The 402-nt window shown below is 37.3% G+C and carries 1 protein-coding gene; it reads right to left on the bottom strand.

The genetic code is table 11. The features are described from left to right. The coding region (locus KI363_RS21720; protein WP_212967623.1) for an ABC transporter permease family protein at positions 1 to 402 on the bottom strand (402 nt) is incomplete at both ends.

The following is a 402-nucleotide window of genomic DNA, read 5'->3' as shown; positions in this document are numbered from 1 at the left end:
GAATGGGTTCACCGCCTAACTTCTCAATGAGAAGATTGACAATACCAGTCGTAGGATCTAAAAAGGCAATAATCATCCCGACCACTACCACAACGGAAATAAAATGTGGGGCATATGTTAAAGTCTGCGTCCATTTTTTAAAGGCGCCATTTCGAAGTTCATTTAACATTAAGGCGAAAATAATCGGTAGTGGAAATAAACATAATTGGTACAAACTGATAAGTAATGTATTTTTTAATAATCGCCAAAAATAATAGGAATTAAAAAAGCGTTCGAAGTGATCGAATCCAACCCAAGGACTTCCCATAATCCCCATCGTGGCAAAAAAGTCCTTAAAAGCGATTTGCACCCCATACATCGGAATATAGTGAAAAATGACGAAAAAAGTGAGCGCTGGTAATA

Origin of the sequence: Lederbergia ruris (assembly GCF_018332955.1) — a bacterium.
In the GTDB taxonomy this organism is placed as follows: Bacteria; Bacillota; Bacilli; order Bacillales; family Bacillaceae_C; genus Lederbergia; species Lederbergia ruris.
Note: the sequence above shows the minus strand (reverse complement) of the source record. Positions and strands in the feature narration are given on the sequence as shown.